Origin of the sequence: Streptomyces sp. NPDC005435, assembly GCF_040703155.1 — a bacterium.
Classification (GTDB): Bacteria; Actinomycetota; Actinomycetes; order Streptomycetales; family Streptomycetaceae; genus Streptomyces.
In genome coordinates this window covers 118,985-142,356 of record NZ_JBEXEQ010000002.1, presented here as the reverse complement: position 1 = coordinate 142,356, position 23,372 = coordinate 118,985, and the positions used below count along the sequence as shown (strand labels likewise).

Genomic DNA, 23,372 nt, shown 5'->3' with positions numbered 1-23,372 from the left:
GCCGTCGTCACGCGCGCCGCCGTCACTCGATCACGTGCCGCCCTTCCGGCCGGGCGCTGCACGAGGCGCGGAAGTCGCAGTGGGTGCACTGGCGGCCGGTGGCGGGGGTGAACCGTTCGTCCAGGACCTTTCCGGCGGCGGTGGCCAGCAGGTCCCCGACCCACTCCCCCGACAGCGGCTCCTGGGTCTGCACCTTGGGCTGAGTCTCGCCGCCGTCCTTCTTGGCCGCGCCCTGGCGGAGCTGGACGAGTTCGGCGCCGCCGGGTTCGGGCCGGGTGCCGCCGAAGGCGTCGTCCACGGCGCCCTCGGCCACGGCGAGCTGGTAGACGGCGAGCTGGGGGTGGTGGGCGACCTCGGCGGAGGTGGGGGCGTTCTTGCCGGTCTTGAAGTCGACGACATAGGCGCGGCCCGCGCCGTCCGCCTCCACGCGGTCCATCTGGCCCCGGATGCGGACCTTGTACGCGCCCGCCTCCAGGGTGACGTCGAAGTCCTGCTCGCTGGCGACCGGGGTGCGTGTGGCGCGGTCCAGGACGTGCCAGTTCAGGAAGCGTTCGAGGGCCGCGCGCGCGGTGTCCTTCTCCTGGGCGGACTTCCATGGCGCGTCGAAGGCGAGCGCGTTCCACACCGAGTCCAGGCGCTCCATGAGGACGTCGAGATCGGCGGGCGTACGGCCCGAGGCGACCTCGTCGGCCAGGACGTGCACGACGTTGCCGAAGCCCTGGGCGACGGTCGCGGGCGCGGCGGCCTTCACCTCGCGGCCCAGGAACCACTGGAGCGCGCAGGTGTTGGCGAGCTGGTCCAGGGCGCTGCCGGAGAGCACGACGGGCTGCTCCCGGTCGCGCAGCGGCACCTTGCTCTCGGTCGGCTCGTACATGCCCCACCAGCGGTCGGGATGCGCGGCGGGCACCAGGGGGCGCCCCTCGTCGTCGCTGAGCGCCGCCAGGCGGGCCAGACGGCGCGCGGCCGCCTCCCTGAGCGCGGGCGAGGCGTCCGGGTCGACGGTGGTGGCGCGCAGCTCGGCCACGAGCGCGGACACGGCCAGCGGGCGGCGCGGGCGCCCGGTGACGTCGCGGGGCTCGGCGCCGAGTTCGGTCAGGAAGCGGGAGGGCTGGTCGCCGTCGTCGGACGCGCCCTTCACCGCGGTGACGACGAGCCGGTCACGCGCGCGCGTGGCGGCGACGTAGAACAGCCTGCGCTCCTCCGCGAGCAGCGCGCCGGGGGTCAGCGGTTCGGCGAGTCCGTCGCGGCCGATGCGGTCGGCCTCCAGGAGGGAGCCGCGGCGGCGCAGGTCGGGCCAGGCGCCCTCCTGGAGCCCGGCGACGACGACCAGGCGCCACTCCAGGCCCTTGGAGCGGTGCGCGGTCATCAGGCGCACGGCGTCGGGGCGTACGGCGCGGCGCGTGAGCGTGTCGGCGGCGATGTCCTCGGCCGCCAGCTCCTCCAGGAGGTTGAGGGCGCCGCGTCCGCCGACGCGCTCCTCCGCGCGCGCGGCGGTCGCGAACAGCGCGCACACCGCGTCCAGGTCGCGGTCGGCGTTACGGCCCGCCGCGCCGCCGCGCCGGGCGGCGCGCTCCAGACGGCTGGGCCACGGGGTGCCGTTCCACAGGTCCCACAGCGCCTCCTCGGCCGTACCGCCCTCGGCGAGCCGTGTGCGCGCCTTGCGCAGCAGCGCGCCGAGCCGCTGCGCCCCGCGCGCGTACGCGGGGTCGTGCACGGCCAGCCGCTCCGGCTCCGCGAGCGCGCGCGCCAGCAGCTCGTCGGAGGGCGGCGGCACGGGGTTCCCGCCGGCCCGCTCCTCCTCCCGCAGCGCCCGCCCGAGCCGCCTGAGATCGGCGGCGTCCATGCCGGCGAGGGGGGAGGTGAGGAGGGTGAGGGCGGTCTCGGCGTCCAGCCAGGTCCCGCCGGGGGCTTGCGGGGTCTGGTGGGCTGGGGCCGCCGGGGTGGGGGGGTTCTCGGGCTGGTCCGCTTCGGCGCCGGATGCCGTACCGGCCGGTCCCCCCGCGTCCGTGCGCGCCGACGCGTCGGGCTCTGGGCGGGCGGCGGCCGGCTCCGCCGGGTCGGCCACGCCGGCCGCGCCGGCCGCGTCCATGGCGTCGGTCACGGGCCGCCCGGCCGCGTCCGCAAGCTGCTCCCCGTCGACGGCGGCCGCCACGGCTCCGCCGCCGGACGCCGACCCGCCGGACGGCGACCCCGCCTCCGCCGTCGCCACCACCTTCAGTGCCGTCAGCAGCGGAGCCACCGCCGGTTCATGGCGCAGCGGTACGTCGTCGCCGTCGGTGTCCAGGGGGACGCCCGCCGCCGTCAGGGCGCGGCGCAGCACCGGGATGCTGGCGCCCGCGCGGACCAGGACGGCCATGTCGCTCCAGGCGACACCGTCCTCCAGGTGGGCGCGGCGCAGGATGTCGGCGATGTTGTCCAGCTCGGTGCCGGGCGTCGGGTAGGTGTACGCCTCGACGCCGCCGCCCGCGCGCGCCGCCGTCGGCTCGCGGTGCGCGCGCACCTTGTCGGCGGGCAGCCGGCGCAGCGGCATCCGCTGGGTGATGCGGCGGGTCGCGGCGAGCAGGTCCGCGCCGCTGCGGCGGGAGGTGCCGAGCACCTGGACGGGGGCGGGGCCGCCGTCCGCGCGCGGGAAGGCCTCGGGGAAGTCGAGGATGCCGTTCACGTCGGCGCCCCGGAAGGTGTAGATCGACTGGTCCGGGTCGCCGAAGGCGACCAGCGTGCGCCCGCCGCCGGCCAGCGCGCGCAGCAGCCGTACCTGCGCGGGGTCGGTGTCCTGGTACTCGTCGACGTACACCGCGTCGTACCGCGCGGCGAGGTCCGCCGCGTACTCCGGGCGGTCGGCGAGGAGCACCGCGCGGTGGACGAGTTCCGCGTAGTCGATGACGCCCTGGAGGTCGATGACGTCCAGGTACTCGGCGAGGAAGGCGGCGGCCGCGCGCCAGTCGGGGCGGCCGATGCCGCGCGCGAAGGCGTCCAGCGCGTCGGGGCCGAGGCCCAGCTCGCGGGTGCGCGCGAGGACGGCGCGCACCTCGTCGGCGAAGCCGCGCGTGGTCAGGCAGGCGCGCAGGTCGTCGGGCCAGCGCACGTGCGCGAGGCCGAGCCGTTCCAGCTCGGGCTGCCCGGCCAGCAGTCCGCGCACGGTGACGTCCTGCTCGGGTCCGGAGAGCAGGCGCAGCGGCTGGGCGAAGCGGTCGGCGTCCTGGTGGGCGCGGACGAGGGCGTAGCAGTACGAGTGAAAGGTGGTGGCGCGGGGCGCGCGGGCGGCACCCATGCGCCGGGCCATCCGGTCGCGCAGCTCTACGGCGGCCTTGCGGCTGAAGGTGAGCACCAGGACGCGGTCGGGGTCGCCGCCCCGGGCCACGCGCGCGGCGACGGACTCGACCAGGGTGGTGGTCTTGCCGGTGCCGGGCCCGGCGAGCACGAGCAGCGGTCCCGCGTCGTGCTCAACCACGGCGCGCTGTCCGGCGTCCAGGCGAGGGGGGTCGAACCGCGCGGGCGGGGTACGCACCAGTCGGTAGGCGCCACGGACCGCCTGCCGCCCCTGGGGGTGCGGCAGGCGCCCGGTGGAGGAAGAGGAGCTCAAGTGGTTCGCCGGTCCTGGTGGTCCTGGTGGTCGTACGGATGGGCGGAGGCACGCGGCGCGCGCGACGCGCGGAGCCCCCGCCCCACGAACGTACGCCATCCCTCGGACGTGCCCGGTGCCTCCCGGACTCGGGGGGTACGTCCCGTAAGGGGGCGGGTACGTCCCGTAGGGGGGCGGGTACGTCCCGTAGGGGGGCGGGTACGTCCCGTAGGGGGTCCGGCGCGTCCCGTAGGGCCCGCCGACCGCCCGGTCAGGGGTCTCGCCCCGGCTCCGGTGCGCCGTTCGTGTGCCCCCTCGGAGCCGCGCGTTCCCGCAGGTGGCCCGGGATGCCGGAAGCTGTCAGGTGTGACCTTCCGTGCCCGCTTCGCCGTCCCACCGCGCCCGCCGCATGTCGAGCCGGGGCATCCGGCCGCGCCCGCTCCCGCCCGGCTCCTTCAGCGGGGTGCCCTCGGCCCGGTAGTGGTCGAGGGCGCGCCGCTCGTGGCCCGGCAGCAGCGCGCCGTCGGCCCGCACCACGCGCCACCACGGCACCGCGCCGCCGTAGAGGGCCATCGCGCGGCCCACCTGGCGCGGCCCGCCCTCGGGGCGCCCGGCGCCGCCCGTACGCTCCCGGCGCTCGTCCTCCAGCCACTCGGCGACGTCGCCGTAGGTCATGACCCGGCCGGGCGGGATCAGCTCGGCCACCTCCAGGACGCGCTCGGCGTACTCGGGAAGCGCGTCGCCTGGCCCGTCCTGGGCGGCACCGGCGGGGCTCTGCTCGCTCATCCGCCCCATCCTGCCGCACGGCACCGACAACGGGTACGGAAGACCACCGACCCCCTGATTCACCCCCTGATGCCCCCTTGCGACGGCCGGACGTGCCACCATCGTGCGGGCGGTGACCGGTGATACGAGACCAAGAAGAGACCATGAAGCAGCAGGGTGTGCACCCCGAGGACGCGGAGGGCACCCCTGGCGCGGCCGCGCGTCCAGGCACCTCCCGTAAGGGTTCGGACGACTCCCGTAAGGGTCCGGACGACCCCCGTAAGGGCCACGACGGCCACGACGACGGAAGCCCGGGACGCGACCCGGCCGGGCCGGAGGGCCGCCGTTTCTGGCCCCCGCAGATCCCCGCCCGCCAGCGCCACTCCAGTGGTACCGACGACGCGCACCACGGTGAGGTCGAGGGCGACGAACCGCTGCTTCCCGCGCGCGTGCACCGCCCCTCCGACCTCATGCGGCTCGGGATCGGCCTGCTGGCCATCGCGCTGCTGCTCGCGCTCGCCGCGTTCGCGCACGGCACCACCTCGGGTCTCGAACAGGACATCCACAAGGGCACGGGCCAGGCGCCCGACCTGCTGATCAAGATCGCGGGGCTGGCGTCCAGCATCGCGATCCTGCTCGTCCCGGTCGCCTTCGCCATCGAGCGGCTGATCAAACGCGACGGTCTGCGCATCGCCGACGGCGTGCTCGCGGCCGTCCTCGCGCACGGGGTGACGCTGGCGACCGACCTGTGGGTCGCGCGGGCCGCCCCCGCCTCCATCCAGGAGGCGCTGACCCAGCCCGCGCCGGGCGACATCCACGCGCTGACCGACCCGGTGCACGGCTATCTCGCGCCGGTCATCGCGTACATGACGGCCGTCGGCATGTCCCGCAGACCCCGCTGGCGCGCGGTGCTGTGGATCGTGCTGCTGCTCGACGCGTTCTCGATGCTGGTCACCGGCTACACCACCCCGTTCGCGATCATCCTGACGGTGCTGATCGGCTGGACCATCGCCTACGGCACGCTCTACGCGGTCGGCTCGCCGAACGTACGGCCCACCGGGCGCACCCTGATGGCGGGCCTCAGGACCGTCGGCTTCCACCCGGTCAGCGCGGTCCGCGAGGAGACCCCGGAGTCGGAGAACGGCGACCGGGGGCGGCGCTACTTCGTCACCCTGGAGGACGGCCCCCCGCTGGACGTCACGGTCGTCGACCGCGAGCAGCAGGCCCAGGGCTTCTTCTACCGCGCCTGGCGCAACCTCACCCTGCGCGGCTTCGCCACCCGCTCCAGCCTCCAGTCGCTCAGACAGGCCCTGGAGCAGGAGGCCCTGCTCGCCTACGCGACGGCCGCCGCCGGCGCCCACGTGCCCCAGCTGATCGCCACCTCCGAGCTGGGCCCCGACGCCGTGATGCTGGTCTACGAGCACACCGGCGGCCGCACCCTGGACTCCCTGCCCGACGACGAGATCACCGACGACCTGCTGCACAAGGTCTGGCACCAGGTGCGGGCGCTGCAGTCCCGGCGCATCGCGCACCGCAGGCTCGCGGGCGACGCCGTACTGGTGGATCGTTCCGGCAAGGTGATCCTCACCGAGCTGCGCGGCGGCGAGATCGCGGCGGGCGATCTGCTGCTGCGCATGGACGTCGCCCAGATGCTCACCACGCTCGGCCTCCGGGTCGGCGCCGAGCGGGCCGTCGCCTCGGCCGTCAAGGTGCTCGGCCCGGACGCGGTGGCCGGCTGTCTGCCGATGCTCCAGCCCATCGCGCTCACCCGCTCCACCCGCGCGACCCTGCGCAGGCTGGCCCGTGAGCGGGCCGAGCGCGAACGCGAGGCGGTGCTTGAGTCCTCCCGGCTGGCCAAGCAGGCGCGGCTCGATGCGGCGTCGCAGGAGGGTACGGCCCTTCCCGAGAAGCCCGACAAGAAGACCGTCCGCGCCGAGCAGCGGGCCGAGAAGCGGGCCATCGACGAGGCGATCGACGAGGCCCGCGAGGAGGACCTGCTCACCCAGATCCGGCACCAGGTGCTGCGGATCAGGCCGCAGGCCCCGGTGGAGCCCGCCCGCCTGGAACGAGTGCGGCCGCGCACCCTGATCAGCTTCATCGCGGGCGCGATCGGCGGGTACTTCCTGCTGACCCAGCTCACCCACATCGAGTTCGGCACGCTGTTCGCGCAGGCCCAGTGGGGCTGGGTGGCGGCGGCGGTGGGCTTCTCCGCGCTCAGCTACGTGGCCGCCGCGATGGCGCTGCTCGGGTTCGTGCCGGAGCGGGTGCCGTTCCTGCGGACGGTGGCGGCGCAGGTGGCCGGCTCCTTCGTGAAGATCGTCGCCCCGGCGGCGGTCGGCGGTGTCGCGCTGAACACGCGTTTCCTCCAGCGGCAGGGCGTACGCCCGGGTCTCGCGGTGGCGAGTGTCGGTGCCTCGCAGCTGTTCGGGCTCGGCTGTCACATCCTGATGCTGCTGTCCTTCGGCTATCTGACCGGTACCGAGAAGACGCCCTCGCTGTCGCCGTCCCGCACGGTCATCGCGGGGCTGCTGACGGTGGCGGTGCTGGTGCTGGTGGTGACCTCGGTGCCGCTGCTGCGGAAGTTCGTGGTGACGCGGGTGCGCTCGCTGTTCGCGGGGGTCGTACCGCGCATGCTGGACGTCCTCCAGCGGCCGCAGAAGCTCGTCACCGGCATCGGCGGCATGCTGCTGCTGACCGGCTGCTTCGTGATGTGCCTGGACGCCTCGATCCGGGCGTTCGGCGACGAGTCGGCGCACCTCAGCATCGCCAGCGTCGCGGTGGTCTTCCTCGCGGGCAACGCGCTGGGCTCCGCCGCTCCCACGCCGGGCGGTGTCGGCGCGGTCGAGGCGACGCTCACGGTCGGTCTGATCGCGGTGGGCCTGCCGAAGGAGGTCGCGGCTCCTGCGGTGCTGCTGTTCCGTCTGCTGACGCTGTGGCTGCCGGTGCTGCCGGGGTGGCTGTCGTTCAACCAGCTGACCCGTAAGGGGGCGCTGTAGCCGCCCCGTAAGGGCGCGCCGCGGGGGACGCCGCGGCGGCCCGGGGCGGGGCCGTACCTCGTACGGCCCGTGCCCCGCGCGCGGTGGCGTGCGCGCCCTGAGGATGGGGACATGGTGACCCCCTCCCGGCTGCGCGCCGCCGCCCTGACCACCAGCGTCGTCCTCCTGGGCGCCCTGCTGGCCGGCTGCGACAGTTCGCCGTCGACCGGGGATCTGACGAAGCAGAAGCTGACGTGGAAGGACTGCCCGGCCCCCTCCGAGGCGGAGGGCGGCGGCACCGCGCCCTCCCCGCTGCCCGGCGGCGCCGAGTGGCAGTGCGCGACCATGCGGGCACCGCTGGACTGGGCCAAGCCCAAGGGCGACACGATCGGCATCGCCCTGATCCGCGCCAAGGCCAGCGGTCCGGCGAGCGAGCGCATCGGCTCCCTCGTGTTCAACTTCGGCGGTCCCGGCGGCAGCGGCGTCACCACGCTGCCCGCGTTCGGCGAGGACTACGCGGCCCTGCGCACCCGGTACGACCTGGTGAGCTTCGACCCGCGCGGGGTGGGCCGCAGCGACCCGGTGACGTGCGAGAGCAACGCCCAGCTGGACACGTACTTCCAGCAGGACGCGACGCCGGACACGACGGCCGAGGAGAAGCAACTCGTCGCCCGTACGCGGAAGTTCAACGACGCCTGCGAGCGGAACTCCAAGAAGGTCCTGCCCCACGTCCGCACCACCGACGCGGCCCGCGACATGGACCTCATGCGCCAGGTCCTCGGGGACTCCAAGCTGCATTACTTCGGCATCTCCTACGGCACCGAACTCGGCGGTGTGTACGCGCACTTGTTCCCCAAGCGGGTCGGCCGTGCCGTCTTCGACGCGGTCGTGGACCCCACCCAGACACCGGAGCAGGGGGCCCTGGGCCAGGCCCGCGGTTTCCAGCTGGCGCTGGACAACTTCGCGGACGACTGCACGTCGAAGATCGAGGACTGCCCGGTCGGGGACACGCCCGAGGACGTGAAGGACCGCATCGCCGCGCTCCTCAAGTCCCTTGAGAAACAGCCCATTCCGGGCCTCCCCCCGCGCAAGCTGACCCAGACCGCCGCGACCAACGGCATCGCGCAGTCCCTGTACTCCAAGGACTTCTGGGAGTACCTGACCGAGGGCCTGGAGGACGCCTACGAGGGCGACGGCAGAATCCTGATGCTGCTCTCCGACTCCATGAACGGGCGCGGCGAGAACGGCGAGTACAGCAACATCACCGCCGCCAACATCGCCATCAACTGCGCCGACGAGAAGCCCCGTTACGACGCCGCCTACGTCCGCGGCAAGCTCTCCGACTTCCGCGCCGCCTCCCCCGTCTTCGGCGACTACCTCGCCTGGGGCATGGTCGGCTGCACCGACTGGGCCGTCCCCGGCGCCGCCGACCACCCCGACGTCCACGCCCCCGGCTCCGCCCCCATCCTGGTCGTCGGCAACACCGGCGACCCCGCCACCCCGTACGAGGGCGCCCGCGCGATGGCCGACGCCCTGGGCGAGGGTGTCGGCGTCGAACTCACCTACAAGGGCCAGGGCCACGGCGCGTACGACAGCAAGAACCGCTGCGTACAGGGCGCGGTGAACGGCTACCTGCTCAACGGCGCGGTCCCGAAGGCGAACACGGTGTGCTCCTGAGCCCGTTGTTCTCGACCGGGCTGCGGACAGGCCCGGTTGGCGCGAGGATTCATGGGGAACGAGTGGACTCCCGACGCGACAGGACGACCATGACCGACGAGGGGCGGCGGATCGCGGAGCTGCTGCGAACCGGTGTGCACCAGCAGGTCTTTCCCGGTGCGGTGTGGGCCGTGGGTGATGCCGGTGGCATCCAAAGCAGTGGTGCCGTAGGGCTGTTGGACCCCGGGCGTCCTGGTGAGCCCATGCGAGTGGACACCCCTTTCGATCTCGCCAGCCTCACCAAGATCCTCGCCGTGTGGTCCGTCGTCGGCACCCTCGTGGAGGCCGGGAAGCTGGACACGCGGGCGCCGCTGGGGAGCTTCTGGTCCGAGGTCGCCGGGCATCCCCTCGGGTCGGTCACCGCGCACCACCTGCTCACCCACACGGCGGGACTTCCCCTGCGGGCCAACCTCAGGAATCTCTACGGCGCCGACCGTCAGGACGTCCGCGACGGCGTGCTCCACGAAGCCCTGCACCGTCCTCCGGGCGAAGCCGTCGAGTACACCGACCGTGCCGCCCTCGTCCTCGGCTACCTCACCGAACACCTCTCGGGCCGGGCGTTGCGCCAACTCGCCGCCGAACGCGTCTGGTTCCCCCTCGGCATGACCCGCACCCGCTTCGGCCCGCTCCCCGCCGACACCGCCGCCCTGTGCGCACCCACCGAGTACGACGACGCCACCGGCGCCCATCTCCGGGGAACCGTCCACGACTTCTCCGCCCGCCTGCTCGGCGGAGTGTGCGGCATCTCCGGCGTCTTCTCCGTCGCCGACGACCTGGCCCGTTTCCTGCGCCACCTTCTCGCCCCGGGCGCGGACACCTTCGGACCGTCCTGGGTGAAGAACTCCCTGCGCGTCCGGACAGCCCAACTCACCCCACCCCGCGGCCTCTTCTGGCACCCGGCCCCCGGCACCGCCCCCGCCGACGACATCTGGACGCACTACGGCTTCACGGGAACCGGCATGTGGATCAGCCCGAAACAGGGCCGCTGGGCACTCCTCCTCACCAACAAGCTCTTCTACAACCGGGACCGGGGCCCGATCACCGCCGTACGGAACGGTTTCCGGACGGCGGCCTTCGCGCGCCCGTAGTGTCTGCCCGGCGATACCGTCGCTCGCGGCGCGCTACGCCGGCTGAAGGGGGGAGCTGTGGCTGTTCGGGATGGCGGCTCCGCCGCGACCGGCTACGCCGAGATCCGGCAGTACTGCTCGGCCGCGGCGCAGGCTCTCGAAGACGCGGGGATGCCGCCGGGAGAGCGGTGGGACGAGGCCGGGGGGACGGCCTTCTACTGGACCGAGGGGGATCGGGCGCTTCGTCAGGGGCCCTGGGGGCACGGGGTCGTGGTGTTCTGGGGGGTCAGGGGTGGGCGTCGGGGCTGGGGGTGCGCGCCCCTCGACGCGGCGGGCGGTCCCGCGCTCGATGCCGTGACGTGGCTGCCCGTCGCCCCCTGGGTCGCTCCCGGGCTGCTGGTCGGGCAGCTTCGGCGTCTGTTCGCCGAAGGGGTCGAGGCGCCCGAGCGCGCGGGCTGATGAAGCCCGCCTACGCGCCCGGCCGCAGCCCTACGGCGCCTCCGGCGGCAAGATGAACAGCCCCGCCACCTTCTCGTCGTCGTCGAAGGCGACCCGCGCCTTCATGTCGCCGGCCTCGTAGCGGAGGGGGACGTCGACGACCGTGTGATCGCCGACGCGGCGGACGAAGGGGGCGGTGTCGGGGTAGGACTCGAAGGCGCCGACCAGGCCGGCGACGGCGGCGAGGCCGTTGCCGCGGACCTCGTCGGTGAAGGCCTCCAGGACCTGGGAGTTGAAGGAGCGCCGTGCTTCGTCCATGCGGTTCTCCAGGACGTCCCGCACGATCCGCGTCGCGCGTTCGGCCGCGTCCGTCATGCGCACCGTCTTGTCCATGGGTTCTCCCGTCCGGGGATCGATGGGTTTGCCGAACCGCTGGAAGGCGGCCTGGCGGGTGACGCCCAGCAGGTCACCGATCTCCTGCCAGGTGTGGCCCGCGTCCCGGCACTGCCGCACGCACAGCCTGAGCACCTGCTCCGCGAGCGCGTCCACGTCCCGGGACCGGCGGACCAGGTCCAGATACGCGGGGGCGCTCAGCGGACTGCCCACCGCCCCGGCCAGCGCGGAGGCGTGCCCCGCCAGCAGGGCGCCCTGTCAAGGGAGCCTTTACACGCTTCGGAAGCGGCACCCCCGGGCCGGCACTCCCCGCCCGCACAACCCCCCGCAACAACGACAGAGGCCCACCGCGCCCGCACAATGCGGCGCCGTGGGCCTCCCTCAAGCAAGAAACTCAGTACACCGGCTTCTCCGGCTCGATCTGGTTCACCCAGCCGATCACGCCGCCGCCCACGTGCACCGCGTCGGCGAACCCCGCCGACTTCAGCACCGCGAGGACCTCCGCGCTGCGGACGCCCGTCTTGCAGTGCAGGACGATCCGCTTGTCGTGCGGGAGGGTCTCCAGGGCGGAGCCCATGAGGAATTCGTTCTTCGGGATCAGCTTGGCGCCCGGGATGGAGACGATCTCGTACTCGTTCGGCTCGCGGACGTCGATGATCTCGATGTTCTCGCCGTCGTCGATCCACTCCTTGAGCTGCTTGGGAGTGATCGTGGAGCCGGTGGCGGCCTCCTGGGCCTCCTCGGAGACGACGCCGCAGAACGCCTCGTAGTCGATGAGCTCCGTGACGGTCGGGTTCTCGCCGCACACCGCGCAGTTCGGGTCCTTGCGGACCTTGACCTGGCGGTACTGCATCTCCAGGGCGTCGTAGATCATCAGGCGGCCCACCAGCGGGTCACCGATGCCCGCGAGGAGCTTGATCGCCTCGTTGACCTGGATGGAACCGATGGACGCGCACAGCACGCCGAGCACGCCGCCCTCGGCGCAGGAGGGGACCATGCCGGGCGGCGGGGGCTCCGGGTAGAGGCAGCGGTAGCAGGGGCCGTACTCGGACCAGAAGACGGAGGCCTGGCCGTCGAAGCGGTAGATCGAGCCCCAGACGTACGGCTTGTTCAGCAGCACGCACGCGTCGTTGACCAGGTAGCGCGTGGCGAAGTTGTCCGTGCCGTCCACGATCAGGTCGTACTGGCCGAAGATCTCCAGCACGTTCTCGGCTTCCAGCCGCTCCTCGTGCAGGACCACGTTCACATACGGGTTGATGCCCTTGACCGTGTCCCGCGCGGACTCGGCCTTGGAGCGGCCGATGTCGGCCTGGCTGTGGATGATCTGGCGCTGGAGGTTCGACTCGTCGACCTCGTCGAACTCCACGATGCCGAGCGTGCCGACACCCGCCGCCGCCAGGTACATCAGCGCGGGCGAGCCCAGGCCGCCGGCACCCACGCAGAGCACCTTGGCGTTCTTCAGCCGCTTCTGCCCGTCCATCCCGACGTCCGGGATGATCAGGTGGCGGGAGTACCGGCGGACCTCGTCTACGGTGAGCTCTGCGGCGGGCTCGACCAGGGGTGGCAGCGACACGGGGACTCCGTTGGTCGGTCGTTCACTACGGTTGTTCTTCCCGTAACACTGCCACGCGTTTCTTCATTCCGAGACACCCGTTCCGACCCGCGAGACGATGTCGTCCCAGTGGCCGGGCATGGTCTCCCAGGGGTTCTCCTGGCCGCCCCGGTCGGTGCGGTCGGTGAGGTAGACGGTGCCCGCGCCCTGCCAGCGGGCGATGCGCAGCGCCTCCTCCAGATGGCCGCGCGGCACGCCGTGGACGACGTGACAGAACCGGTCGGCCGGGTAGTCGGCCGTCCACTCCGCGACCTGCGACCAGCGGTACTCGGTCCAGGGGCCCCGGAACGTGAGCAGCTGGTCGGCGTTCTCCGCGTACCCCGGGTGCGGATGGCAGCCGTGGCCGAGCACGAGGTACGCGTCCTCGCGCAGCGCCCGCAGGGTGGTGGCCAGGCGGCGGACCTCCGGGAGCGCGGCGCGGTCGGCCGGGCAGCGCTCCAGGAGGAAGCCGTCCACCCGGTACCAGTCGAGGTGGCGGTGGGCGTCGCCGAGCAGGTCGGCGTACGGGCGCGTGCCGTGGGCCAGGTCGAGATGGCCCAGGACGCGCACGCCGCCGTCGCGCAGCCGGCCCGCCGCCTGAAGACAGTGCGGGTCGGGGCGGACGCCCGGGCCCGCCGCCACGTTGAGCACGACCCAGTCGAGCGGGGTGCCCGGGCGGGTGAGTTCCGCCCACTGGGACGGGGCGACCAGGGGGTGGGCGTAGTCGTAGATCCCGAGGCCGGTACGCACCGCGGTACTGCCGGCGCCCCCGGCCTTCATCAGATCCGGTCCCCCGCCGCTACCCGTCAGGTCCGAGCCCCCACCACCACCCGTCAGATGCGGCACGCCGCCGCCACCCGTCAGATTCGGCACGCCGCCTCCATCCAGATGTCGGCCAGCGACTCCTCCAGGTTGATCCGGGGGCGCCAGCCGAGCCGGTCCCGCGCCGTGCGGACATCGGCCTGCTGCCAGCTGCCGCAGCCGTCCGGGTAGGGGAAGGCGACCGGTCCCGCGTGGTCGGCGTCGCCGCGCGGATGGCCGAGCGGGCCGCGCAACGGGCCTGGCGGGGCGTCGAGTTCGTGCAGGGAGCCGCCGTACCCTGCGACCCGGGCGAGCACGGCGGCCGCGTCGCGCAGCCGGACCGCGCGGCCCGAGCCGATGTTGATGACGCCCTGGGCGGCGGAGAGCGAGGCCGCGTGCACCGCGCGCGCGACATCGCGTACGTCCACGAAGTCGCGCTGGACGCCGAGGCCGCCGAGCTTCAGTTCGCCGTCGCCGGACTGCATGGCACGGCGCATGGCCTCGGCGAGCCTGCCCAGCGGGGAGCCGGCCGGGGTGCCTGGACCTGCGGGCGAGAACACCCGCAGGACGACGGCGTCGAGGCCCGAGCCGAGGACCAGTTCCGTCGCGGCGAGCTTGCTGACGCCGTACGGGCCGCCGGGGCGGGGTACGGCGTCCTCGGCCGTGGAGGAGCCGGGCTGGCTGGGACCGTACTCGGAGCCGCAGCCGATCTGCACCAGCCGGGCCCCGCAGCCGCTGCGCCGCAGCGCCTCGCAGACGGTGGCCACGGCGACCGTGTTGTGCCGGGTCAGCTCACGGGCGCCGCCCCTGGTGGCGCCCGCGCAGTTGACGACGACTCCGGGGTGGACGGCGTCCAGGAACCGGGTGAGCGCGCCGGGGCTGCCGGTGGCGAGGTCGAAGCGGACGTCGGCGTCGTCGCCCCGGCCCAGCGCGGTGAGCTGGACGGCGGGGTCGGCGAGCAGCCGGTCGGCGACGAAGCGGCCGATGTATCCGTTGGCTCCGATCAGCAGGACCCTCATCGGGCGGCTCCCGGGGTGCGCGGTGTGGCAGCTCCCAAGGACCCGGACGCTCCGGGCGTTCCGTGTCGGGAGGTGGTCATCTGGTGTTCTCCTTCGCGGGGTCTGAGGGGCGGGATGTGTCCCGGCGCGGGGCCGGGCACCGCCCGCCGGGTGCCGCCCTGCCCTGGACGGGCTGCGGCGGGACCGGTCGGGGACGGCGGTGGGGGGTTCACTCGGCCGCTCCGGTGGGGGCGTGGGCCGAGGCGCGGGTGAGGGTGCGCAGCGCGTGGACCAGCAGGGCCACCGCGCCGGCGCCACAGACGAGGACGGGTACGGCGGCCGGTCCCCCGGCGTCCACCAGCCGCTGGACGGGGACGGCGGCGAACCCGCAGCCGGGCAGCCGGCCGGTCAACACCAGGGCGGGCGAGGCCAGTTCGGCGATCGCCGCCGCGCCGAGCACCACGGCGGGGGCGTGCCGGTGGTGGTACGCGGTGAGCAGCCGGGCGAGCAGCAGCAGCGCGCCGAGAGTGAGGGCCTGCCAAGCGGCCGAGGGTTCGCGCAGTACGGCGGCGGAGACGGCCAGCAGGGCGGCGAGCGCGGCCAGGTACAGCGCGAGGGCGCCGAGCAGCAGGGGCCGGGCGGCTGCGGTGAAGTCCTCCAGGCCCCGGCTGCCCGCGAGCCTGCGGTGGGCGGCGGCCGCGAGCAGGTGGGCGCACCAGGCGGCCGGGGCGAGGGACAGCAGCAGGGCCAGGACGGGCGCGAGGGCCACCGGCCACGCTCCGTCCGGCGCGAGGGTCGGCGCGTCGTCGGGGCCGCCGCTGATCACGGCGCTCAGGAAGCCGTCGCCGAGGAGGGCGTGGGCGAGGAGGCAGAGGACCGCCGCGCGGGTGCCGAGCGAGGGCTGCCGTACGGCCGTGCCGGGCCGGGTGGCCAGCGGGCCCCGGCGCAGCGCGGCGGCGACGGCACCGCCGGTGAGGAGCAGGGCGCCGAGTCCGGTCAGCAGCCGGGCCTGGCCGTGGGTGAGGAGCAGCCCGGCGGCGGCCGCGGCGGCGAGCGCGCCGGGCAGCAGGGTGAGCAGGACCCAGTCGGTACGGATACGGGGGCCGGGGCCGGGGTCCGCCGGGGGCTGCGGTTCGTCGTCGCGGGGGACGCGGGCGTACAGCTCCTCGGCGAGCGAGAAGACGTCGCGGTGCCGGAAGCGGGCGGCGGTGCGGTCGGTGACACCGTGCGCCTCAAGACCTGCCGCGATCTCCAGCGCGTCGACGGCCCTCTCGCACAGGTCCCGGTGCTGGTGCAGCAGGGACTTCACGGGGTCGGCGGTGCCGCGCCGGGGGGTGGTCTTCGCGGGGCCCGCCGACACCTGGGGTGCCTCGGGGGCGACCGTCTCGGCCGGTCCGATGCCCTCGGACCCGGCGTCTCCGTCCACGCGCGCGCTCATCGTCGTACCGCCCCGCTCTCCCGCCGTTCTGCCGCCGCTCATCGCGTCCCCTTCCCTGCCGTCGCCGCCACCGGGCGGGACGGATCGGGGTCCGCCCAGGCCGGGGCCGGGCGTGCCGCGGGGGCGGTGAGGCGGCCGGGGGCGTGGATCTCGGCCGGGGTGGCGAAGGGCAGGGGCTCGCCGGTGTCGTCGCGGTGGACCGGACAGTGCGAGACGATCTCCAGGTAAATGCCGTGAAATGCCGTGATGTTCTGTTCGACGCCGAGCAGTTCGACCGCGCGGGCCCGGGCGGCGGCGCCCAGGCGGGCCCGCCGCTCGGGGTCGCGCAGCAGCGTCACGCACGCCTCCGCGAGCGCCCGGGGGTTGCGCGGGGGTACGACGAGCCCGGTGCCGCCGATGACCTCCACCACCGCGCCCACGTCGGTGGAGACGGTGGCCCGGCCGCAGAACATGGCCTCGGCCAGGCTGACCGGGAAGCCCTCGACCACGCTGGAGAGGACCACGACGGCCCCCGACGCGTACGCCTCCGCCAGGCTCGGCACCTCGGGGCCGCCGATCCCGTCGAAGGAGACGGGGTTGTCCCCGACCTCGTGCACGCCCTCCGCCTCGTCCGGGAAGAGCTGGGCGGCGAGCGCCCGGCAGTGCCCGAGGTACGCCTCGCCCTCGGCGTCCGCCGGTACGCCCACGATGCGCAGCCGCGCGGCGGGCTCCTCCCGGCGGATCTCGGCGAAGGCGTGCAGCAGCGAGATGAGGTCCTTGGCGGGCTCGATCCGCCCGACCCACACCAGCGTGCCGGGGTCGGAGCGGTCGGGCCCCTCCCCCACCTCGGTGAAGCGGGCGGCGTCCATCCCCGGGTGGACGGTCCTGATCCGGGCCCGGTCGGCTCCGCACCGCTCCTGCCAGCGGCGGGCGTGGGCGTTGCCCGGGGTGAGGATCTCGGCCCTGCGGTAGACCTCGGCGGCCAGCCTGCCGTGGAAGGCGGCGAGCAGCGCGCGGACGGCGGGGGCGGCGGCGTCGGGCCCGAGGGCGAGGTAGCGCGAGCGCAGCTGGACGCCGTACTCGGTGACGAGCAGGGGCACCCCGGAGAAGTGCCGGGCGAGCAGCCCGGGCAGGGCCGCGGTGCCGCCGGAGGCGGCGTGGCAGAGGTCGGCGGCGGCCAGGGCGTCGTCGCCGTACCAGCCGAGGGAGAGCGGGCGCAGGGCGCGCTCCAGGTGGTCGGTGACGGTGAGCAGATCGGGCACCCGGGCCTCGCGGGCGGTGTGCGGTGCGCCGGGTGCGCGACAGGCACGCTCCAGGGCGCGTACGGCGGTCTCGGAGCGGAGCGCGCCGGTCAGCGGGCCTTCCTCGCGGGCGAGTTCGGCCAGGCGGTACAGCGCGTTGCCGAAACGGTCCGCCAGTTCCCCGGACGCGGGCGCCTGACCGGCACCGGGCCCGCTCCAGACGGCCGCGAGGAGTTCGCCGTAGGACTCGGCCAGACGCCTGCGGGCGCGCCGGCCGAGGGCGGGTCCCTCGTCCTCGGTGGTCCACAGCGGGGCCGTACGCACCCGGTGGACCTGCGGGGGGAGGGTGACCCAGCCCGCCCGCTCCTGGTCGTGGTCCCGGCTGAGCGCGTAGACGTCGAACTCGTGCTGCCCGAGCCCGCGCACGAGCCGGTCGCACCAGATCCCGGCGTCACCGCTCACATACGGATAGCCACCCTCCGTAAGCAGTCCGATGCGCACGCGTGCACCCCCGATCTCCCGTGTGTGGGAGCCGCCGTCCTCCCGGCGGCTCGCAGCGGGACGAACGTATGCGGACAAGGCGGTGGCGCGACGGACGGTTGTCCATCGCGCCACCAAAAGGGGTGAACGGTCGTAACTTTCGCGTGCGGGGCGCGTTCCGACGCGCTAAGACGGGTGCGAAGCCCGGTGCGCCGCCGCGCGTCCGCGTCAGGCGGCCGCGGGCTCCCGCCGGGCCGCCCGCCGCTCGGCGGCCAGCTCCGGGTCCAGGGCCGGTACGGCGGCCAGGAGTTCACGGGTGTACGGGTCGCTCGGGCTGTCGTACACCTCGTCGGCCGGGCCCGCCTCCACGATCCGGCCCCGGCGCATGACCGCGACCCGGTCGCTGACCTGGCGGACCACGGCGAGGTCGTGCGCGACGAACACCAGCGCCAGGCCGAGTTCGCGGCGCAACTCGTCGAGCAGCGCCACCACTTGGGCCTGAGTGGTCACGTCCAGCGCGGAGACCGGCTCGTCGCAGACCAGGACGCGCGGGTCGGCCGCGAGCGCCCGCGCGATGCCGACGCGCTGGCGCTGGCCGCCGCTGAACTCGTGCGGGTAGCGGTCGCGTTGGGAGGCGTCCAGACCGACCCGCTCAAGGAGTCCGGTCACGCGCTCCCGGATGCGGGCCTCGTCCCGCTCGCCCTGCGCGCGCAGCGGGTCGGCGATCGAATCGCCCACCGTGCGGCGGGGGTTGAGGGAGGAGGCGGGGTCCTGGAAGACCATCTGCACGGAGGGGTCGACCCCGGTGTGCGGGCGCCCCTGGTAGGTGATCGTCCCTGCGGTCGGCTCCAGGAGCCCGACCAGCATCCGGCCGAGCGTGGTCTTGCCGCTGCCGCTCTCGCCCACGATGCCGAGGGTCTCGCCCCGGCGCAGGGTCAGCGACACGTCGTCCACGGCCGTGAACGCCCGCTTCCCGCGCCCGAATCGGCGCCCGAGCCCGCTCGCCTCCAGGACGACGTCCCCGGGCTTCTCGGCGGGCGCCTCGCGACGCACCTCCAACTTGGGTACGGCGGCCAGGAGTTCGCGGGTGTACGGCTCGGCGGGCGCGCCCAGCACCTGGGCGACCGGGCCGCGTTCGACGGCCCTGCCGTGCCGCATCACCAGCACGTCGTCCACGCTCTCGGCGGCCACGCCCACGTCGTGCGTGACGAGGAGCAGGCCCATGCCGGTCTCCTCGCGCAGGGTGTGCAGCAGGTCCAGGATCTGGGCCTGCACGGTGACGTCGAGGGCGGTGGTCGGCTCGTCCGCGATGAGCAGTTCGGGCTCGCAGGCCAGCGCCATGGCGATCAGGGCGCGCTGGCGCATACCGCCGCTGAACTCGTGCGGGCGCGAGCGGGAGCGCCGGAGCGCGTCCGGGATGCCGACCCGGTCGAGCACCTCGACGGCCCGCGCGCGGGCGGCCCGCCGGGAGGCGCGGGTGTGGACGCGGTAGACCTCCGCTATCTGGTCGCCGACCGCGTAGTACGGGTCGAGCGAGGACAGCGGGTCCTGGAAGACCATGGCGGCCTTCGCGCCCCGCAGCCGCCTCAACTCCTCCTCCGTGGCGGCCTCCACGTCGGTCCCGGCGACCCGGACCGCCCCCGCGACCTCGGCTCCGGTGCCCCGGTGCAGGCCCAACAGGGCGCTCGCGACAGTGGACTTGCCGGAGCCGGACTCGCCGACGAGGGCCAGCGCGGCCCCGGCCTCCAGGCTGAAGGAGAGTCCGTCCACGGCCCTCAGGCCGCCGAAGTCGACGGTGAGATCGGTGACTTCGACCAGGCTCATGCGATGACCACCCGTCGGTCGGCCACGGCGTACAGGACGTCCGCGACGGCATTGGCGACGATCACGAAGAAGGCGACGACCAGGACCATGCCCACGACCACCGGCAGGTCCACCACCTTGACCGCGCGCACCAGTTCCTGCCCGATGCCCGGCAGCCCGAACAGCGTCTCGGTGAGGACGGCGCCGCCGATGCCCGAGCCGAGGTTGTTCGCGTTCAGGGCGATGACCGGGGCGAGCGCGCCGCGCAGGGCGTGCCGTCCGACGATGGCCCGCTCGCTGACGCCGTAGGCGCGGAAGGTGCGGATGTGGTCCTCGGCGAGGGTCTCCAGCATCGCCGAGCGGGTGAGCCGGGCGAAGGGCGCCGACTCGATCAGGGCGAAGGACAGCCAGGGCAGCAGCAGTCCCCACGCCCACTGCTCGGGGTCGTCGGTGAGCTTCACGTACTGCGGGAAGGGCAGCAGCTGGAGTTCGCCGCAGACGACGATCACCAGGACCAGTCCGAGCACGAAGACCGGGGTGGCCCAGCCCGCGAGGGTGAGCACGGTCAGCACCCGCTCGGAGAGCCGGCCGCGCCGCCAGGCGGAGAGCACGCCGGTGCCGACGCCGATGATCAGCCACAGCACCATGGCCCCGGCGACCAGCGAGAGGCTGACCGGAAGGCGGGTCAGGATGATGTCCATGACCTGCTGGTCGGTCTGGTACGACAGGCCGAGGCAGGGCGCGGGGCAGTGCTCGACGGAGGTGCCGGTGGAGTAGTCCTGGCCGGCGAAGATGCCTTCCAGGAAGTGCCAGTAGCGCACGTAGAGCGGGTCGCCGAGGTGGAGCTGGCCGGCGACCTGGTGGACCTGTTCCGGGGAGCAGCGCGGGCCGCAGGTGATCTGGGCGACGTTGCCGGGGGTGGCGTAGAAGACCACGTAGACGAGGACCGAGACGGCGAGCAGGGTGATGACCGTGCCCACCGCGCGGCGCAGCAGGAATCCGCCGAAGCCGTTCACTGGGCGTCCTCCTCAGTCGTACCCGCCCGCTTCGCGGAATCCTGTGCCGCGGACGCCTGCTTCGCGGAAACCCGCGCCGCGGAAGCCTTCTTCGCGCTCCCGCGCCCCGTACCGACCCGCAGCCGCGACGCCGCGCGCGGGTCGAGAGCCGTACGCACGCCGTCGCCGAAGACGGTGAGGGCGAGGACGGTGACGAAGAGGGCGCCGGCCGGGAAGAGCAGGTACTGCGGCGCGGACTGGTACCAGATGTCGGCCGAGGTGATCATCTGTCCCCAGGAGGGCGTGGGCGGCTTCACGCCGACGCCGAGGAAGGACAGGGCGGCCTCGGTGGAGATGTTGGTGGGCATGAGCAGCGCGGCGTAGGTGATGACGGGCGCGGCGAGGCCGGGCAGCAGCTCGCGGCGGGCGACGCTGACGGCGCCCCAGCCGCTGAGCCGGGCGGCGGCGACGTAGTCGAGCCCCTTGAGGGCGAGGGCCTGCGCGCGGACGACCTTGGCGAGGTTGCCCCATGCGACCAGGCCGATGACGAAGGCGACCAGGACCGGGCGCGGGAAGCTCGTGGGCACGATGGCCAGCAGCGCGAGCGCCATGATCATCAGCGGCAGGGAGACGATGATGTCCGTGACGCGGCTGAGGAGCTGGTCGACCCAGCGGTTGCCGAGGGCGGCGGCGACACCGATGGTGACGCCGACGGCGACCTGGACGACGGTGGCCGCGAGGGCGACGCCGAGCGAGACGCGGGCGCCGTAGACCATGCGCGCGAACAGGTCGCGGCCGGTCTGCGGTTCGACGCCGAACCAGTGCTCGGCGCTGATCCCGCCGAGCGGCCCGACGGGCACGCCGCCGCGCGCGGAGTCCACGAGCGCGGGGTGGTAGGTGGTCGGGTCCTGGCCCTCCAGTGCGGTGAGCAGGGGCGCGGCGAGCGCGATCAGGACGAGCAGGGCGACGACGGCCGCGGCGGCCAGGGCGGCGCGCCGGGTGCGCAGCCGTCGCCAGAACAGACGGGCCCCCGAGGCCGCCGGGACGGAAAGGTCCGTCCCGGCGGCCTCGACGGCGACGAGGGCGTCACTCACGGGGTCACTTCACCGCGACCTGGGAGATGTCGAGCACGCCGGTCCAGTCGCTGATCACGATGTTCTTGACGTCCGAGCCGTACAGGCGCTTGTAGACGGGGTGGAACAGCGGGACGGTCAGGGCCTGCGCGCCGATCTTCTTGTCGAGCGCGCCCCAGCGGGCGGCGGCGGCGTTCAGGTCGGTCAGCTTGTTGATGGCGTCGATCTCGTCGTTGACCGACTTGTCGTTCAGCAGGCCGTTGTTGAAGTTGGAGCCGTCGCGGACGATCTGGCGGCCGTCGAAGATCGGGGCGAGGAAGGGACCGCCGGAGGGCCAGTCGGCACCCCAGTGCGCGAGGAAGAAGCCGGGCTCGGTCTTCACGTTGTGGATCTTGTCCCGGTAGTCGTTGTCCTCCAGGCCCTGGAGCTTGACGGTGATGCCCGCCTTCTTCAGCGCGTCCTGGAGCGCGGTGGCGATCTCCGGGCTGGTCTCGAAGTCCTTGCTGTTGGAGTGGGTCAGGGTCACGGTGAGACCCTTCGCGTAACCCGCCTCCTTCAGCAGCTCCTTGGCCTTGGCCGGGTTGCCGGACTTACCGGCCGGGAACGGGTCGTACGGCGTGTAGCCGAAGGACTTCTGGTCCGGCAGGAAGGTGGTGGCCGGCTCGGCGAGCGCGGAGCCGCCGGCGGCGTTGATCACCGAGGAGCGGTCCACGGCGTACGAGATGGCCTCGCGCACCTTGGGGTTGTTGAACGGCTTCACCTTCGGGTTGAAGGCGATGTAGTTCGTGTAGCCGAAGTGGCCGGTGCCCACGCGGTCGGCGAGCTTCTTGTCGCCGCTGACGCGGGCGAGTTCGGCCGGGCCGAGGTTGGTGTCGGTGGTGACGGCGGCGGCGTCCGCGCCCTGCGAGGAGGAGAGCCGCTGGTTGATCACGGAGGAGTCGAGCCCGGAGCGCACGTCGATGGTGTCGGGGTACGCCTTGCGCTCGTCGTCACCGCTCCAGTGCGCGTTGCGCTTGAGCAGGACGTGCTCGCCGTCGTTGTCGTTGCGCACGACGCGGTACGGGCCGGAGGAGACCGGGTGCTCCTCGTACTTGGTGCCCTTGTCCTTGGCCTTGGGCACCGGCGCGAACTGCGTCTGGGTGGCCAGGTAGGGGAACTCGCCCTCGGGCTTGTTGAGATGGAAGACGATGGTCCGCGCGTCGGGCGTCTCGATCGCGGCCAGGCCCTTCTTGTCCTTGTACGGGCCCTGGTACTTGGCGGCACCGGTCAGCCAGTCGCGCAAGTAGGGGGCGCCGCCGGAGAGTTCGGGGGCGAAGGAGCGCTCGATGCCGTACTTGATGTCCGCCGAGGTGATCGGCGTGCCGTCCTCGTACTTCAGGCCGGGCTTCAGGGTGTACGTCCACACGGTCGCGTCCTTGCTGGGACGCCCGGTGTCGGTGGCGAGGTCGGGGACCACCTTGGCGCCCGCCGCGCCGTTCTCGCGGTTGCGCGTGGTCAGGGTGCGGAAGACCAGCGAGGGGACGTTGCCGCCGCCGGAGGTGTAGAGGCGGGCCGGGTCGAAGTCCGACTGGGGCTGGGAGTTCAGCACGGTGAGGGTGCCGCCCTTGTGGGGCGTGGAGTCGCCGCCGGCGCCCTTGGCATCGTTGTCCTTCGGACCGCAGGCGGCGGCGCCCGCTGCCACGACCAGGCCGACGGATGCCGCTGCCACGCGGCGCGCTATGAGGGACGGTTGACGCATCGGAATAGACGACCTCTCGGGGGAACCCCCGGGAATTTCCCGAAGGGTGAGACACAGGGACGAGGAATGAGACATCCGCGGACGGATGTCGGCCCCGGCGTCGATCGTCGAGAGGTCCGCGACCCCAAGGGGGCGCAAACAGGGAGGAAAAGGGATATCCCGACGCGAACGCCGAAGCGGCGGCGTCAGCGACAGTGAATGTCGGCCACGCAGAGCGCGGTCACGCCGATGAGCGCCAGCTCGATGGCGGCGCTACGGCAGACGGCGGGACGGGACCACATGCGCAGAAATATGAACGAACATGCGACTCATGTCAATG

At 73.7% G+C, this 23,372-nt stretch carries 17 protein-coding genes; 4 read left to right on the top strand and 13 right to left on the bottom strand.

Annotated features, from left to right (window positions below; genetic code table 11):
* Window positions 1-22: 22 nt before the first annotated feature.
* Together AB0898_RS03680 and AB0898_RS03675 are read right to left on the bottom strand one after the other, a co-directional pair.
* Window positions 23-3,583 (bottom strand): ATP-dependent DNA helicase, encoded by a 3,561-nt coding sequence (locus tag AB0898_RS03680; RefSeq protein ID WP_366801169.1) that lies wholly within the window; start codon window positions 3,581-3,583, stop codon window positions 23-25.
* Window positions 3,584-3,922: 339 nt separating this feature from the next.
* Window positions 3,923-4,348, bottom strand: coding sequence for an MGMT family protein (locus AB0898_RS03675; RefSeq protein WP_366801168.1), 426 nt, complete (start codon window positions 4,346-4,348; stop codon window positions 3,923-3,925).
* Window positions 4,349-4,491: 143 nt separating this feature from the next.
* Between AB0898_RS03675 and AB0898_RS03670 the strand changes: the two genes are divergently transcribed.
* The 4 genes from AB0898_RS03670 to AB0898_RS03655 all read left to right on the top strand — a co-directional run bounded on the left by AB0898_RS03670 (window position 4,492) and on the right by AB0898_RS03655 (window position 10,544).
* Window positions 4,492-7,323, top strand: a complete 2,832-nt coding sequence (locus tag AB0898_RS03670; RefSeq protein ID WP_366801167.1) for a lysylphosphatidylglycerol synthase transmembrane domain-containing protein — start codon at window positions 4,492-4,494, stop codon at window positions 7,321-7,323.
* Between the two features lie 111 nt (window positions 7,324-7,434).
* A complete protein-coding gene (locus tag AB0898_RS03665) occupies window positions 7,435-8,979 on the top strand; it encodes an alpha/beta hydrolase (protein WP_366801166.1) in 1,545 nt (514 codons plus the stop codon).
* Between the two features lie 89 nt (window positions 8,980-9,068).
* A complete protein-coding gene (locus AB0898_RS03660) occupies window positions 9,069-10,106 on the top strand; it encodes a serine hydrolase domain-containing protein (RefSeq protein ID WP_366801165.1) in 1,038 nt (345 codons plus the stop codon).
* Between the two features lie 57 nt (window positions 10,107-10,163).
* Window positions 10,164-10,544, top strand: a complete 381-nt coding sequence (locus AB0898_RS03655; RefSeq protein WP_366801164.1) for a hypothetical protein — start codon at window positions 10,164-10,166, stop codon at window positions 10,542-10,544.
* Between the two features lie 30 nt (window positions 10,545-10,574).
* Here AB0898_RS03655 and AB0898_RS03650 read toward each other — a convergent pair whose 3' ends face one another.
* The 11 genes from AB0898_RS03650 to AB0898_RS03600 all read right to left on the bottom strand — a co-directional run bounded on the left by AB0898_RS03650 (window position 10,575) and on the right by AB0898_RS03600 (window position 23,334).
* Complete coding sequence (locus AB0898_RS03650; RefSeq protein ID WP_366801163.1) at window positions 10,575-11,129, bottom strand: DUF3887 domain-containing protein; 555 nt, start codon at window positions 11,127-11,129, stop codon at window positions 10,575-10,577.
* A gap of 181 nt (window positions 11,130-11,310) precedes the next feature.
* Window positions 11,311-12,489 (bottom strand): adenylyltransferase/sulfurtransferase MoeZ, encoded by a 1,179-nt coding sequence (gene moeZ, locus AB0898_RS03645; RefSeq protein WP_366801162.1) that lies wholly within the window; start codon window positions 12,487-12,489, stop codon window positions 11,311-11,313.
* Window positions 12,490-12,552: 63 nt separating this feature from the next.
* Window positions 12,553-13,287 carry a spherulation-specific family 4 protein gene (locus AB0898_RS03640; RefSeq protein WP_366801370.1) on the bottom strand — a complete coding sequence of 245 codons (735 nt, stop codon included), beginning with the start codon at window positions 13,285-13,287 and terminating at the stop codon, window positions 12,553-12,555.
* Between the two features lie 80 nt (window positions 13,288-13,367).
* Window positions 13,368-14,327: an NAD-dependent epimerase/dehydratase gene (locus AB0898_RS03635; protein WP_366801161.1), complete on the bottom strand. Its 960-nt coding sequence runs from the start codon at window positions 14,325-14,327 to the stop codon at window positions 13,368-13,370.
* Window positions 14,328-14,535: 208 nt separating this feature from the next.
* Window positions 14,536-15,786, bottom strand: a complete 1,251-nt coding sequence (locus AB0898_RS03630) for a hypothetical protein (RefSeq protein WP_366801160.1) — start codon at window positions 15,784-15,786, stop codon at window positions 14,536-14,538.
* Window positions 15,783-17,465, bottom strand: coding sequence for a DUF3492 domain-containing protein (locus AB0898_RS03625; RefSeq protein WP_366801159.1), 1,683 nt, complete (start codon window positions 17,463-17,465; stop codon window positions 15,783-15,785). The genes AB0898_RS03630 and AB0898_RS03625 overlap by 4 nt, the downstream gene beginning before the upstream one ends.
* Before the next feature lie 207 nt (window positions 17,466-17,672).
* Complete coding sequence (locus tag AB0898_RS03620) at window positions 17,673-19,268, bottom strand: ABC transporter ATP-binding protein (protein WP_366801158.1); 1,596 nt, start codon at window positions 19,266-19,268, stop codon at window positions 17,673-17,675.
* Complete coding sequence (locus AB0898_RS03615; protein WP_366801157.1) at window positions 19,265-20,263, bottom strand: ABC transporter permease; 999 nt, start codon at window positions 20,261-20,263, stop codon at window positions 19,265-19,267. Before AB0898_RS03615 ends, AB0898_RS03620 begins: the two co-directional genes overlap by 4 nt.
* Window positions 20,260-21,336, bottom strand: coding sequence for an ABC transporter permease (locus tag AB0898_RS03610; protein WP_366801156.1), 1,077 nt, complete (start codon window positions 21,334-21,336; stop codon window positions 20,260-20,262). Before AB0898_RS03610 ends, AB0898_RS03615 begins: the two co-directional genes overlap by 4 nt.
* A gap of 4 nt (window positions 21,337-21,340) precedes the next feature.
* Window positions 21,341-23,053, bottom strand: a complete 1,713-nt coding sequence (locus AB0898_RS03605) for an ABC transporter substrate-binding protein (protein ID WP_366801155.1) — start codon at window positions 23,051-23,053, stop codon at window positions 21,341-21,343.
* 185 nt (window positions 23,054-23,238) lie between these two features.
* Window positions 23,239-23,334 (bottom strand): Ms4533A family Cys-rich leader peptide, encoded by a 96-nt coding sequence (locus AB0898_RS03600; protein ID WP_018544361.1) that lies wholly within the window; start codon window positions 23,332-23,334, stop codon window positions 23,239-23,241.
* Window positions 23,335-23,372 lie beyond the last annotated feature (38 nt).

Bases quoted from the DNA above. Each gene is read 5' to 3' on its own strand.
- AB0898_RS03675 (WP_366801168.1), bottom strand. From the start codon at position 4,348: ATGAGCGAGCAGAGCCCCGCCGGTGCCGCCCAGGACGGGCCAGGCGAC.
- AB0898_RS03670 (WP_366801167.1), top strand. From the start codon at position 4,492: ATGAAGCAGCAGGGTGTGCACCCCGAGGACGCGGAGGGCACCCCTGGC.
- AB0898_RS03665 (WP_366801166.1), top strand. From the start codon at position 7,435: ATGGTGACCCCCTCCCGGCTGCGCGCCGCCGCCCTGACCACCAGCGTC.
- AB0898_RS03660 (WP_366801165.1), top strand. From the start codon at position 9,069: ATGACCGACGAGGGGCGGCGGATCGCGGAGCTGCTGCGAACCGGTGTG.
- AB0898_RS03640 (WP_366801370.1), bottom strand. From the start codon at position 13,287: ATGAAGGCCGGGGGCGCCGGCAGTACCGCGGTGCGTACCGGCCTCGGG.
- AB0898_RS03635 (WP_366801161.1), bottom strand. From the start codon at position 14,327: ATGAGGGTCCTGCTGATCGGAGCCAACGGATACATCGGCCGCTTCGTC.
- AB0898_RS03630 (WP_366801160.1), bottom strand. From the start codon at position 15,786: ATGAGCGGCGGCAGAACGGCGGGAGAGCGGGGCGGTACGACGATGAGC.
- AB0898_RS03620 (WP_366801158.1), bottom strand. From the start codon at position 19,268: ATGAGCCTGGTCGAAGTCACCGATCTCACCGTCGACTTCGGCGGCCTG.
- AB0898_RS03605 (WP_366801155.1), bottom strand. From the start codon at position 23,053: ATGCGTCAACCGTCCCTCATAGCGCGCCGCGTGGCAGCGGCATCCGTC.
- AB0898_RS03600 (WP_018544361.1), bottom strand. From the start codon at position 23,334: ATGTGGTCCCGTCCCGCCGTCTGCCGTAGCGCCGCCATCGAGCTGGCG.